General features: G+C 71.1%; 5 protein-coding genes. 4 read left to right on the forward strand and 1 reads right to left on the reverse strand.

Translation table 11 applies throughout. The features are described 5' to 3' along the window. The first annotated feature begins 235 nt into the window (after positions 1–235). Positions 236–1,255: a hypothetical protein gene (locus AB0M28_RS14625; RefSeq protein ID WP_365403297.1), complete on the forward strand. Its 1,020-nt coding sequence runs from the start codon at positions 236–238 to the stop codon at positions 1,253–1,255. Here AB0M28_RS14625 and AB0M28_RS14630 read toward each other — a convergent pair. Further along, a complete protein-coding gene (locus AB0M28_RS14630; RefSeq protein WP_365403300.1) occupies positions 1,161–3,794 on the reverse strand; it encodes a SpoIIE family protein phosphatase in 2,634 nt (877 codons plus the stop codon). The two genes, AB0M28_RS14625 and AB0M28_RS14630, sit on opposite strands and share 95 nt — an antisense overlap. Before the next feature lie 414 nt (positions 3,795–4,208). Here AB0M28_RS14630 and AB0M28_RS14635 point away from each other — a divergent pair, with 414 nt between their 5' ends. The 3 genes from AB0M28_RS14635 to AB0M28_RS14645 all read left to right on the forward strand — a co-directional run bounded on the left by AB0M28_RS14635 (position 4,209) and on the right by AB0M28_RS14645 (position 14,047). After that, entirely contained in the window at positions 4,209–9,656 is a 5,448-nt protein-coding gene (locus AB0M28_RS14635; protein ID WP_365403303.1) for a HAMP domain-containing protein, read from the forward strand. 244 nt (positions 9,657–9,900) lie between these two features. Beyond that, a complete protein-coding gene (locus tag AB0M28_RS14640; protein ID WP_365403305.1) occupies positions 9,901–10,563 on the forward strand; it encodes a response regulator in 663 nt (220 codons plus the stop codon). A gap of 778 nt (positions 10,564–11,341) precedes the next feature. Next, a complete protein-coding gene (locus AB0M28_RS14645) occupies positions 11,342–14,047 on the forward strand; it encodes a DNA translocase FtsK (protein ID WP_365403308.1) in 2,706 nt (901 codons plus the stop codon). The last annotated feature ends 48 nt before the right edge of the window (positions 14,048–14,095 follow it).

The raw sequence follows: 14,095 nt of genomic DNA on the forward strand, positions 1-14,095 counted from the left end.
GTCCCCGGCTCCGAGGAGCCGGGGACCTTCGTCGTTTCCGTCTCCCCGTGGCCGGAATGCGACCGTCCGGCCAATCCGCCGTGAGCGGTGGCCCCGAACCCCTCCCGAGAAGCAACTCGAACCTGTGATGCAGGAGGGACGGTATGACAGCAGCACCGCATTCCACACGTGACCGAGAGGCGAGCCGACGCCGTGTCCTGCTCGGAGTCGCCGGGCTCGCGGTAAGCGCGGGCTGGTGATCGAGGCTGGGGCGCTGGGGGACGCCTCCGACACCCCGGTTCAGACCCGGGCGGGCCAGGCCGTCGTCCGGGTCCTGGCGCCACCGCGCACCTCCAGCCCCACGTTCGTGTACGACAGGGGCCGCTACACCACCTTCGACCTGCCGGACGGCCGGATCGCCGAGGGCGCCGGCATCGACGACCGCGGGCGGATCGTGGTCGGGGCCAAGACCGACGACCGCGACAGCTGCGACTACCGGGGGTATCTGCGCGACCCGGGCGGCCGGTACACGCGCGTCGACGTTCCCGGGGCAGCGGTGACCAACCCGCTGAAGATCAGCGATCGCGGGGAGATCGCCGGGAACTTCCGTACGGACGCGTCCTGTACGAGCCCGCTCAACGGCTTCCTGCGCGACCGGCGCGGGCGCTTCGTCCGTATCCGCTTCCCCGGTTCGGCGTACACGCAGGCCGCTGGGGTGAACGACCGTGGGCAGGTCGTGGGGGAGTACGGGACGGGGGACGGTGCGAGTCACGGGTTCGTGTGGCAGGACGGCCGCTACCGTACGGCCGACGTGCCGGGGGCCGCCGCGACGTCGTTGCTCGACGTGAACGACAGCGGGGCGACCGTCGGCGTGTACGTCGAAGCCGACGGCTCGGTGCACGCCTTCGTGCGCGGCGCCGCGGGCCGGGTCACCGTCGTCGACAGGCCGGGAGCCGTGCTCACGCTGCCCTTCGGGATCAACAACCGCGGCCAGATCGCCGGGTTCTCGGGCGCGTCGCTGCAGGACGTCCAGCAGGGCGACGTCAGCGGCTTCGTGCTGCGTCAGGGCGCCGACGGTCCCTTCACCCCCGTCGAGGTCCCCGGTGCCACGGGCACGGGGCCCTTCGACATCAACGACCTCGGGGTGGTCGTCGGGCAGTACGCCAACCCGGACGTGGGCGTCAGCTCGACGTCCGCTGGGCCGGGACCCGCATCGCCAGGATCGCCATATCGTCCGATGCCGGCTCTGCCGCGAAGCGTTCCACCGCGCGCATGACGCGGGCGGCGACCGCGCCGGCCGTCAGGCCCGTACAGGTGGACAGGACGTCGACCAGGCCCTCGTCGCCGAGCATGCGCGTGCCCTCGCGGCGCTCCGTGACCCCGTCCGTGACGCACAGCAGGACGTCGCCCGGGTCGAGCGTGATGCGCTCCTCGTACAGCTCGAGATCCTCCATGACGCCCAGCAGCGGCTGCGGTTCGGCGGCGGGGGCCACCGAGCCGTCGGGGCGCAGGCGCAGCGGGAGGGGGTGGCCGGCGCAGACGACCTTGACCACCGCGCTGCCGTCGCGCTGCGGCCACAGCTCGCCGTAGAGCAGGGTGAGGAAGCGGCTGCGGGCGCCCTCGTCGAGGATCGCGGAGTTCAGCCGCTCCAGGACCGCCGGGCCGCCGAACCCCTCGCGGGCGAGGAGGCGCAGCGCGTGGCGGGCCAGGCCGGTCACCGCGGCCGCCTCGGGACCCGTACCGCAGACGTCGCCGATGGCGAAGCCGTACGCGCCGTCGCGGATGGGGAAGAGGTCGTAGAAGTCGCCGCCGACCTCGTTGCCCTCGCCGGCGGCGCGGTAGATCACGTCCACCTCGACGCCCGGCACCTCGGGCAGGCCCGGGGGGAGGAGGCTGCGCTGCAGGGACTGGCTGATGGCCGTGCGCTCGGAGTACAGGCGGGCGTTGTCCAGGGCCAGGGCCGCGCGGCGGGACATGTCCTCGGCCAGCTCCAGGATCTCCTGGCGGAAGTGCTCGTCGGACGGCTTGCCCAGCACCAGCAGGCCGATGACCCGGTTGCGGGCGACCAGCGGGAGGACGACCGTCTCGCCGCCGACGGCGGAGGCCGTGGCGAGGGAGGGGACGGCCTCCGGGACGCCGCTGAGGCTCAGGCTGCGGAACGACGTGCGCAGCACCGAGGCGTGGGCCGCGTCGGCCGGGGTGGTCCAGACGCGGGCGCCGGGGGAGGGCACCGGCTCCGGGGGCGCGATGCGTGAGAGGAGCGCGCGCAGGTCGTCGATGCGGTCCTCGTCCTCGTGCAGGACGTACGACAGCTCCGGGTCGGCGCCCTCGGCCAGGGTGTAGACGGCGCACCAGCTGGCCAGGGTGGGGACCGTCATCTGCGCCATCAGGGCCAGGGTCTGGTCGCGGTCCAGGGTGCCGGCCAGCAGGTCGGACGCCTCGACGAGGAAGGACAGGGAGCCGCGGCGCAGCCGCTCCAGCTCGCCCAGCCGGGCGGACTCGACGGCCAGTGCGATGCGGTCGGCGGCGAACTGCAGGCGCAGCGCCTCCTCGTTGGTGTACCGGCCGGGCGACTCGGAGGCGACGCCGAGGGAGCCGGTGAGGCGGCCCTCGACCTTCAGCGGCACCGTGACGGCCGAGCGCATGCCCGTCGACGACAGCAGCGGTACGGCGCCCGGATCGGCCGCCAGGTCCTCGTGCACCGCCGGCATCCGCGCGGAGCCGTAGCGGCCGGTGCCCGTCTCGACGGGGACGCGGGCGAAGCGCTGCTGGGCGGAGGGCAGCCCCGTGGAGGCGCGCACCTCCAGCTCGGTCTCGTCGTCGGTGGCCAGCAGCAGGTACGCCGAGTCGCCGTCCAGTATGTCGCGGGCGCGCTCCACCGTGCGCTGGAGCAGGCCGTCGAGGTCGTCGGGGGCGGGGAAGCCGATGAACGCCTCGAAGGGGTCGGCGGCGCGCCCGGCCTCGCCCTGCGCGGGGATCGCGCCGGGGTCCTGCGGCGCGGGACGCAGCGGGGTCTGCAGCACCGCCCGCTCCTGGTCGCGTACCAGCAGGCAGACCGTCGAGGGGTCGCCGGCGGAGTCGCGCAGGCGCAGATGGGAGGCGTAGACGGGGATGACGCGGCCGTCGGCGCCCCTGATGCCGTACGAACCCTCCCAGCGGGAGTGCCGCAGCGCCTCGACCAGCCCGGTGCCCGTGCCGGGGGTGTGCGGCCAGGCGGCCAGCTCGCCGAGCGGCTTGCCGAGGACCTTCTCGGCGTCGTAGCCGAACAGGTCGCGGGCGTCGTCGCTCCACCGGCTGACGCAGCCGCCGCGGTCGAGCTGCACGACCGCGACGCGGACCTTGGACTCCAGCGCCAGCGGCAGGTCGTCGACCGCGAGGATGGGCCCGGCGGCGCGGGTGCCGGCCACCGGCTCCTCGATGTCCAGCTGGAACCAGACCTGCTTGGCCGTCGGCGTGTACTCCACGCCCCAGCGCGACGCCAGCGCCGCGCACAGCATCAGCCCGCGGCCGCCCTCGCGCTCGGGGGAGGACGGCACATGGTCGGCGGTGTCGAGCGGGAGTTCGCGCTCCGGATAGCGGTCCGAGACCTCGACCCGTACGCCCGCGTCCGTGCGCAGGCACCGCACCTCGACCGCCGTACCGGCGTGCACCACCGCGTTGGTGACCAGTTCGCTCGTCAGCACCACCGCGTCGTCCGTGATCTCCGTCGAGCCCCAGCCCTGCAGGGTGTCCCGCACGAAGGCGCGCGCGGAGGCGACCGACCGGCCGACCGGCTCGAACGTGGCAGCGGCCCGTGCGGCCCACTGGGAGGTCACGGCACAGGACTCCTCTGGCTCTGTCTGACGCTGGCTGTGTCTGGCGCTGCTCCGGCTGACGCGTCACCGCCCGGCGCCGGGCGGTCAACCGGGTGGTGCCCGCTTCCGGCTGCGGCGACGCATGCCCGCGCGGGCGCGGGCGGTTGTACGGGACGGAGATGACAGGGTAACCGGGTGATGCCGTCGTGAGGGGTGGCTATGGGTCAACGAATGAGCGTATGACCGGTCACGTTCGCCGTACGCACCGCCGTCGTGTGCGGTCATATCGTCCGTACCCACCACTCCGGGTGACCGGTCACGTTCGCTGTACGCCCCACCACGGTGCGCGGGGGTGAAAGACTGGGAAAGCTACGAACGACAGCCCGAGGCTGGACATGACGGCCTTGAGGCGAGCGAACCCCGCGGGAGGGACAAGTGGAGTCTGGCGCACCGGCGCGTGGCGCGAGCACGCGCACGAAGGGCAGTGTCCCCGCGCGGCGCCCCCGCAACGCCGCCACGACCGAGGTGGAGACGGCGGCCCTGCAGAGGCTGCTGACCTCGCTGGAGGCGATGCGGGACGGCAACTTCCGCAAGCGGGTCGCGCCCACGGGCGACGGGCTCGTGGCGCAGATCGCGGTCACCCTCAACGAGGTCGCCGAGCGCAATCTGCACCTGACGGGAGAGCTCGCCCGGGTACGCCGGATGGTCGGCCGTGAGGGGAAGCTCACAGAGCGACTGGACCTCGGAGCCTGCGAGGGATCGTGGGCCGCAGCCATCGAAGGCTCCAATGCGCTGGTGGATGACCTCGTGCGCCCCCTGGCGGATGTGGGCCGGGTGCTCACGGCGGTCGCCGAGGGCGATCTGGACCAGCGGATGGATCTGCGTCCGCAGGGCTCCGACGGGGTGCCCCGGCCGCTGCGTGGCGACTTCCTGCGGGTCGGACGGACCGTCAACGGCCTGGTCGACCAGCTCTCGGCGTTCACCGACGAGGTGACCCGCGTCGCCAGCGAGGTCGGCACCGAGGGCAAGCTCGGCGGCCAGGCCAAGGTGCGCGGTATGTCCGGTTCGTGGAAGGACCTCACGGACTCCGTCAACACCATGGCCTCCCGGCTGACCGCCCAGGTCCGCGATATCGCGCTGGTGACGACGGCGGTGGCCAAGGGCGATCTGACCCGCAAGGTCACCGTGCACGTCGACGGCGAGATGCTCGAGCTGAAGAAGACCGTCAACACGATGGTCGACCAGCTCTCCGCGTTCTCCTCCGAGGTCACCCGCGTGGCCCGCGAGGTGGGTACGGAGGGCGAGCTCGGCGGTCAGGCGACCGTCCCGGGCGTCGCCGGCACCTGGAAGGACCTGACCGACAACGTCAACCTGATGGCGTCCAACCTGACCTCGCAGGTGCGCAACATCGCCCAGGTCACCACGGCCGTCGCCAACGGTGACCTGTCGCAGAAGGTCACGGTCAGCGCGCGCGGCGAGGTCGCGCAGCTCGCGGACACCATCAACCAGATGACCGAGACCCTGCGCACCTTCGCCGACGAGGTGACCCGCGTCGCCCGCGAGGTCGGCGACGAGGGCCAGCTGGGCGGCCAGGCGCAGGTGCCGGGCGCGGCCGGCATCTGGAAGGACCTGACGGACTCGGTCAACACCGCGTTCCGCAACCTGACCGGCCAGGTCCGCGACATCGCGCAGGTGACGAAGGCGGTCGCGGACGGCGATCTGTCGCAGAAGGTCACGGTGGACGTCTCCGGCGAGATGCTCGACCTGAAGAACACCGTGAACACGATGGTCGACCAGCTCTCGGAGTTCGGCTCCGAGGTCACGCGCGTCGCCCGGCAGATCGGCGTCGAGGGCGAGCTGGGCGGCCAGGCGCAGGTGGCGGGCGCCGCCGGTACGTGGAAGGACCTGACGGACTCGGTCAACACCGCGTTCCGCAACCTGACCGGCCAGGTCCGCAACATCGCCCAGGTCACCACGGCGGTGGCGAACGGCGATCTGTCGCAGAAGGTCACGGTCGACGTCTCCGGCGAGATGCTCCAGCTGAAGAACACCGTGAACACGATGGTCGACCAGCTGTCCTCCTTCGCCGACCAGGTGACCCGGGTGGCCCGCGACGTGGGCACCGAGGGCCGACTCGGCGGTCAGGCGCAGGTGGAGGGCGTCTCGGGCACCTGGAAGGACCTCACGGACTCCGTGAACTTCATGGCGTCCAACCTGACCTCCCAGGTCCGCAACATCGCCCAGGTCACCACCGCCCTGATGCGCGGCGACCTGTCCCAGAAGATCGAGGTCGACGCCCGCGGCGAGATCCTCGAGCTGAAGAACACCATCAACACCCTCGTCGACCAGCTCTCCGCCTTCGCGGAGCAGGTCACCCGCGTCGCCCGCGAGGTGGGTACGGAGGGCCGGCTCGGCGGCCAGGCCCAGGTGCAGGGCGTCTCCGGCGTGTGGCGCGACCTCACCGACTCCGTGAACGGCATGGCGTCCAACCTGACCGCCCAGGTCCGCAACATCGCGCAGGTCGCGACCGCGGTGGCCCGCGGCGACCTGTCGCAGAAGATTGACGTGGACGCCCGCGGCGAGATCCAGGAGCTGAAGAACACCCTCAACACGATGGTCGACCAGCTCTCCTCCTTCGCCGAGGAGGTCACCCGCGTGGCCCGCGAGGTGGGTACGGAGGGCATGCTCGGCGGCCAGGCCGAGGTGCAGGGCGTGTCGGGTACCTGGAAGGACCTGACCCAGTCCGTGAACTTCATGGCGAACAACCTGACCATCCAGGTCCGCAACATCGCCGAGGTCACGACCGCCGTCGCCAACGGCGACCTGTCCAAGAAGATCACCGTCGACGCGCGCGGCGAGATCCTCGAGCTCGTCACCACGGTGAACACGATGGTCGACCAGCTGTCCTCCTTCGCCGAGCAGGTGACGCGGGTCGCCCGCGAGGTGGGTACGGAGGGCCAGCTCGGCGGCCAGGCGCAGGTGCGCGGGGTCTCGGGCATCTGGAAGGACCTCACCGAGAACGTGAACCTGATGGCGGTCAACCTGACCTCCCAGGTGCGCAACATCTCGCAGGTCGCCACCGCGGTCGCGGGCGGCGACCTGACCAAGAAGGTCACCGTCGAGGCGCGCGGCGAGGTCGCGCAGCTCGCCGACACGGTCAACGCGATGGTGACCACGCTGTCGTCCTTCGCGGACGAGGTCACGCGTGTGTCCCGCGAGGTGGGAACGGAGGGCCGCCTCGGCGGCCAGGCCCGTGTCCCCGGCGTCTCGGGCACCTGGAAGGACCTGACGGAGTCCGTGAACTACATGGCCTCCAACCTCACCAACCAGGTGCGCAACATCGCCCAGGTGACGACGGCGGTGGCGAACGGCGATCTGACGAAGAAGATCGACGTGGCCGCCCAGGGCGAGATCCTGGAGCTGAAGAACACCATCAACACGATGGTCACCCAGCTCTCCGCCTTCGGTGACGAGGTGACCCGGGTTGCCCGCGAGGTGGGTACGGAGGGCCGCCTCGGCGGCCAGGCCCGCGTCCCCGGCGTCTCGGGCGTCTGGATGGGTCTCACCGAGTCCGTGAACCTGATGGCGAACAACCTCACCTCCCAGGTGCGCAACATCGCCCAGGTCGCCACCGCCGTGACCCGCGGCGACCTCAGCCTCAAGATCGACGCGGACGCCGCGGGCGAGATCCTGGAGCTGCAGGAGTACATCAACACGATGATCGTCAAGCTCCGCGAGACCACCCTGGCCAACAAGGAGCAGGACTGGCTGAAGGGCAACCTGGCCCGCATCTCCGGTCTGCTGCAGGGCCGTCGCGATCTGGCGGACGTGGCCCGGCTCATCATGAGCGAGCTGACACCGGTGGTCGCCGCGCAGCACGGCGCGTTCTTCATCGCCCTGCCGGCCGCCGGCGGCGACGAGCTGGGCGCGGAGGGCGCCGAGGACTCGTACGAGCTGCGGATGATCGGCTCGTACGGGCATCAGCGCGGCGCCATGCCGACCGTGCTGCGGCCCGGGGAGACGCTGATCGGGACGGCGGCGCAGGAGAAGCGGACGATCCTGGTCGAGAACGTGCCCGAGGGCTATCTGAAGATCGCCTCCGGTCTCGGCGAGGCCCCGCCGGCCCATGTGATCGTCGTACCGCTGGTCTTCGAGGACACGATCCTCGGTGTGGTGGAGCTGGCGGCGTTCCAGAACTTCACCCAGATCCAGAAGGACTTCCTCAGCCAGCTCGCCGAGATGATCGCCACGAGCATCAACACCATCTCCGCCAACACCAAGACGGAGAGCCTGCTCAAGCAGTCCCAGGAGCTGACCGAACAGCTCCAGGACCGCTCGCAGGAGCTGGAGAACCGGCAGAAGGCGCTGGAGGACTCCAACGCCGAGCTGGAGGAGAAGGCCGAGCTGCTGGCCCGGCAGAACCGCGACATCGAGATCAAGAACGTCGAGATCGAGGACGCCCGGCAGGGCCTGGAGGAGCGGGCCGAGCAGCTCGCCGTCTCCATGCGGTACAAGTCGGAGTTCCTGGCGAACATGTCGCACGAGCTGCGTACGCCGCTGAACTCGCTGCTCATCCTCGCCAAGCTGCTCGCCGACAACGCGGAGGCCAATCTCACGCCCAAGCAGGTCGAGTTCGCCGAGACCATCCACGGCGCCGGCTCCGACCTGCTGCAGCTGATCAACGACATCCTCGACCTGTCGAAGGTCGAGGCGGGCAAGATGGACGTCTCGCCGACACGGATCGCGCTGGTGCAGCTGGTCGACTACGTCGAGGCCACCTTCCGCCCGCTGACCGCGGAGAAGGGGCTCGACTTCTCGGTGCGGGTCTCGCCGGAGCTGCCCGCCACGCTCAACACGGACGAGCAGCGGCTGCTGCAGGTGCTGCGCAACCTGCTGTCCAACGCGGTGAAGTTCACCGACAGCGGCGGCGTGCAGCTCGTCATCCGGCCCGCCGGGAACGACGTGCCCGTCGCCATCAAGGAGCAGATGCTGGAGAACGGCTCGCTGCGCGACCCCGACGCGCCGCTGATCGCCTTCTCCGTGACCGACACCGGGATCGGCATCGCCTCGTCGAAGATGCGGGTGATCTTCGAGGCGTTCAAGCAGGCGGACGGCACGACGAGCCGGAAGTACGGCGGTACGGGCCTGGGGCTGTCCATCAGCCGGGAGATCGCACGGCTGCTCGGCGGCGAGATCCACGCCGACAGCGAGCCGGGACGCGGCTCGACGTTCACGCTCTACCTGCCGCTGCATCCGGCGGAGCTCGCCCATGCGCACCTCGCCCCGGACACCGCCGTCCACCCGGACGGAGCGGTCGCGGACGCGGTGGCGGCGGCCGGTCACGCGGCCGAGGACGGCGGGCAGCCGGCCGAGGCGCTGCTCACCACGGCGGTGCTGGCACCCGAGGCGCTGCTGCCGGGCCAGGGCGCCCCGCAGCCCCGGGGCAACGGACCCACGGGCCGGCGCGAGCAGCGGGCACTGGCCGCACCGCAGTTCAACGGCGCCTTCGACGGCGAGAAGGTGCTGATCGTCGACGACGACATCCGCAACGTCTTCGCCCTCACCAGCGTCCTGGAGCAGCACGGCCTGGCCGTTCTGTACGCCGAGAACGGACGCGAGGGCATCGAGGTGCTCGAGCAGCACGACGACGTGGCCGTGGTGCTGATGGACATCATGATGCCGGAGATGGACGGGTACGCCACGACGTCCGCGATCCGGCGGATGCCCCAGTTCACCGGGCTGCCGATCATCGCGCTCACCGCGAAGGCGATGAAGGGCGACCGGGAGAAGGCCATCGAGTCCGGCGCCTCCGACTACGTCACCAAGCCGGTGAACACCGATCATCTGCTGGCCGTCATGCGGCGCTGGATGCACGGAGAGTGAGGGCAAGCGCGAGCAATCACCGGCAGCCGATGACTCAGTGTGGTCAAGTTGGTGTGAGCGCACGGGAATCCGGGAACCTTCTGGAACCGGGCGGCGTTCCTGCTTCGTGCACTGTGTCAATCCGGTGACAGGGTGTGGCGGACAGCGGGGTGCGGCTACCATGACGGCCACAAGGGCGGGCGGCGCTACGGGTACGTCCCCAGGGACGGCGTCCGGCAAGCTGCCGGGGCGAGGAGGGCGGGCCATGGTGCAGAAGGCCAAGATTCTCCTGGTCGACGACCGGCCGGAGAATCTGCTGGCGCTGGAGGCCATCCTTTCCGCGCTCGATCAGACCCTGGTCCGGGCTTCGTCCGGGGAGGAGGCGCTGAAGGCGCTGCTCACCGACGACTTCGCGGTCATTCTGCTCGATGTGCAGATGCCGGGTATGGACGGTTTCGAGACCGCCGCGCACATCAAGCGGCGGGAGCGGACGCGGGACATCCCGATCATCTTCCTCACCGCGATCAACCACGGTCCGCATCACACGTTCCGGGGATACGCCGCGGGGGCCGTCGACTACATCTCCAAGCCCTTCGATCCGTGGGTGCTGCGGGCGAAGGTGTCGGTGTTCGTCGAGCTGTACATGAAGAACGTCCAGCTGAGGGAGCAGGCGTCGCTGCTGCGGCTGCAGCTGGAGGGTGCGCAGGCGGGGCAGAACGGGGGGCGGGGGAAGGACGCGGTCGGCGTGCTTGCCGAGCTTTCCGCTCGGTTGGCTGCTGCGGAGGAGCAGGCTGAGGCTCTCACCAAGCAGCTCGATGAGTCCGCGGACGGTGCGGCGGTCGCTACCGCGGCGCATCTTGAGCGGAAGCTGTCCGCGTTGCGGAAGGCGCTCGATGCGCTCGAGCCGGGGGCGCCCGGCAGGGCGTGATCCCTCGCGGGGTGGTTGGCCTGCGGCCGGCTTGGGCTGTGGTTGCGTTTCTGCGTCTGGCCTGCGGCCGGCTTGGCCTGTGGTTGCGTTTCTGCTTCTGGCCTGCGGCCGGGGTCGCTGTGGTTGCGTTTCCGTCCGATGGGTGCGGTGCCGCTGCGCCCACCCGTGCCGCCCTGCGGCACGACTGCCCGCAGCATTGCGGCGTCGCCGGGCCGCGCAGCCCCCGGAGCCTCCCGCCCCCCGCAGCCTCCCCCCGGCCCCCCCGGCCTCCCGGCCTCCCGGCACTCCCTCCGGGCACCTCCCCTGGGGCACCTCCCCCCGGGCACCTCCCCCTGGGAACCTCCCCTGGGGCACCTCCCCCTGGGAACCTCCCCCGGGCACCTCCCCCCTCCCGCAGCCCGCCCGGGCACCTCTCTCCCGGGCACCCCCCTCCCGCAGCCCGCCCGGAGCTCGCAGGGGTCGCGGTGTTGCGGTGTTCGAGGCTGGAGCGTTCGCAGTGCCGGAGTCTGCAAGGCGGCGTCCGCAGGCCGCAGGTGACAGCGTTGCTGTGGCCTTGGCCCGCAGGGCCGCAGGCTTACGGCGTCCGTGGGGGTGCGATACCAGCCCGTCCGGCGTTTGAGGACGAGGCGCGCAGCGCCGACAGTGCGGTGGCCGGGGCACGCGGTGGCCGGGGTGCGGGGCCAGGGGTGACTCAGGGGGTGGGGCCGCGGCGGAGCCGGGGGGCGGAACGCGCAGGTCCTGCGTGTGTTGGTGTCATGTGGGCGGTAACCTCCCCCGTATGGCCTCTCGTACCTCTGGCAACGGCAACTCCCGGCAGCGAGCCGGGGGTAGTGGCACGGCCAAGAAGGCCGCGAAGGCTACGCCCCGCAAGAGCGCGCCCGCGAAGAAGGCGGCTGCCAAGAAGGCCCCGGCCAAGAAGGCGGCTCCGGCGAAGAAGGCCGCCCCGTCGCCGACGACCCCCGTACTGCGGGGCGTCCGGGCGGTCTGGCTGGGCGCGGCCCACACCGTGGGCGCGCTGTTCCGCGGAATAGGGCGGGGCGCGAAGGGGCTTGACCCCGCGCACCGCAAGGACGGCGTCGCGCTGCTGCTGTTCGGGCTGGCGCTGGTCGTCGCCGCGGGGACCTGGTCCAGCCTCGACGGACCGGTCGGTGGACTTGTCGACATACTGATCACCGGCGCGTTCGGACGACTTGACCTGCTGGTGCCGATCCTCCTCGCGATCGTCGCCGTACGCCTCATCCGGCACCCCGAGAAGCCCGAGGCCAACGGCCGTATCGTGATCGGGCTTTCCGCCCTCGTCATCGGCGTGCTCGGCCTCGTGCACGTCGGCTGCGGCGCGCCCGGGCGCGAGGAGGGCACCGAGGCCATAAGTGATGCCGGCGGGCTCATCGGCTGGGCCGCGTCCCGGCCGCTCATCGCCACGGTCGGCGACGTGCTCGCCGTACCGCTGCTGCTGCTCGTCACCGTCTTCGGGCTGCTCGTCGTCACGGCCACGCCCGTCAACGCCATCCCGCAGCGGCTGCGCAGGCTCGGTGTGCGGCTGGGCGTCGTGCACGACGACGCCGGCGAGCCGGAGGCGGAGCCGGCCGAGGACAAGGCGGCGTACGGGTTCGCCGAGGAGGGCGAGTACGCCGAGGACTGGCGCAGCGGTCTGGTGCGTATCGCGGAGGACGCGGACGCCGCCGCCGCGGAGACGGCGGGCGAGACCCGGCGCCGGCGCCGGCGCAAGGAGCAGGACCCGGTCGACATCGCGGCCGCCGCGGCCGCGGACCTCGACGGAGCGGTGCTGCACGGCGTGCCGCCCACGCCGCTGCTCGCCGATCTGGGCAGCGAGGTCACGGAGAAGACCGGGGGTGTGCCCGTCGCGCGCGCCGAGGGTCCGTCGCTGACGCCCTCGAAGATGCCCGACCTGATGCCGTCCGTGCCCGATCTGACCCGTACCGCCCCGGATCCGGGACCGGAGGCGGGGGAGGCGCTGCCGCCCCGGGCCGAGCAGCTGCAGCTCTCCGGGGACATCACGTACGCGCTGCCCTCGCTCGACCTGCTCGAGCGCGGCGGACCGGGGCGGACCCGCAGTGCGGCGAACGACGCGGTGGTGGCGTCGCTGTCGAACGTCTTCACCGAGTTCAAGGTCGACGCCGCCGTCACCGGCTTCACCCGGGGCCCGACGGTCACGCGGTACGAGGTGGAGCTCGGCGCGGCGGTGAAGGTCGAGCGGATCACGGCGCTGGCCAAGAACATCGCGTACGCCGTGGCCAGTCCCGACGTACGGATCATCAGCCCGATCCCCGGGAAGTCCGCGATCGGCATCGAGATCCCCAACAGCGACCGCGAGATGGTCAATCTGGGTGACGTGCTGCGGCTGGCGGCGGGCGGCGACGACCACCCCATGCTCGTGGCGCTCGGCAAGGACGTCGAGGGCGGCTATGTGATGGCCAATCTCGCCAAGATGCCGCACATCCTAGTCGCGGGCGCGACCGGCTCCGGCAAGTCGTCCAACATCAACTGCCTGATCACCTCGGTCATGATGCGGGCCACCCCCGAGGACGTCCGGCTCGTGCTGGTCGACCCCAAGCGGGTCGAGCTCACCGCGTACGAGGGCATTCCCCATCTCATTACGCCGATCATCACGAATCCCAAGCGGGCCGCCGAAGCGCTGCAGTGGGTCGTACGGGAGATGGATCTGCGGTACGACGATCTGGCCGCATTCGGATATCGCCATATCGACGATTTCAACGAGGCCGTACGGAACGGGAAGGCGTCCGCACCGCCCGGGAGTGAGCGGGAACTACAGCCTTATCCGTATTTGCTGGTGATTGTGGACGAGCTGGCGGATCTGATGATGGTTGCGCCGAGGGACGTCGAGGATTCCATCGTCCGTATCACGCAGCTGGCGCGGGCCGCCGGTATCCATCTGGTGCTCGCCACCCAGCGCCCCAGCGTCGACGTCGTCACCGGTCTGATCAAGGCGAACGTGCCGTCCCGGCTCGCCTTCGCCACCTCCTCGCTCGCCGACAGCCGGGTCATCCTGGACCAGCCGGGCGCGGAGAAGCTGATCGGCAAGGGCGACGGGCTCTTCCTGCCGATGGGCGCCAACAAGCCCATCCGGATGCAGGGTGCCTTCGTCACGGAGGACGAGGTCGCGGCCGTCGTGCGGCACTGCAAGGAGCAGATGGCGCCCGTCTTCCGGGACGACGTCACCGTGGGGACGGGCAAGAAGAAGGAGATCGACGAGGAGATCGGCGACGATCTGGAGCTGCTGCTGGCGGCGGCGGAGCTGGTGGTCACGACGCAGTTCGGCTCGACGTCGATGCTCCAGCGCAAGCTGCGCGTCGGCTTCGCCAAGGCGGGGCGGCTGATGGACCTGATGGAGTCGCGCGGGATCGTGGGGCCGAGCGAGGGGTCGAAGGCCCGTGACGTGCTGGTGAAGCCCGACGAACTCGATGGGGTGCTCGCCCTGATCCGGGGGCAGGATCACTCGTAAGTGCGATCGGGCAACCGGATCGGCGGGTTGTGCGTCACATGATTACGG

Source organism: Streptomyces sp. NPDC051940 (assembly GCF_040680895.1).
Taxonomy (GTDB): domain Bacteria; phylum Actinomycetota; class Actinomycetes; order Streptomycetales; family Streptomycetaceae; genus Streptomyces.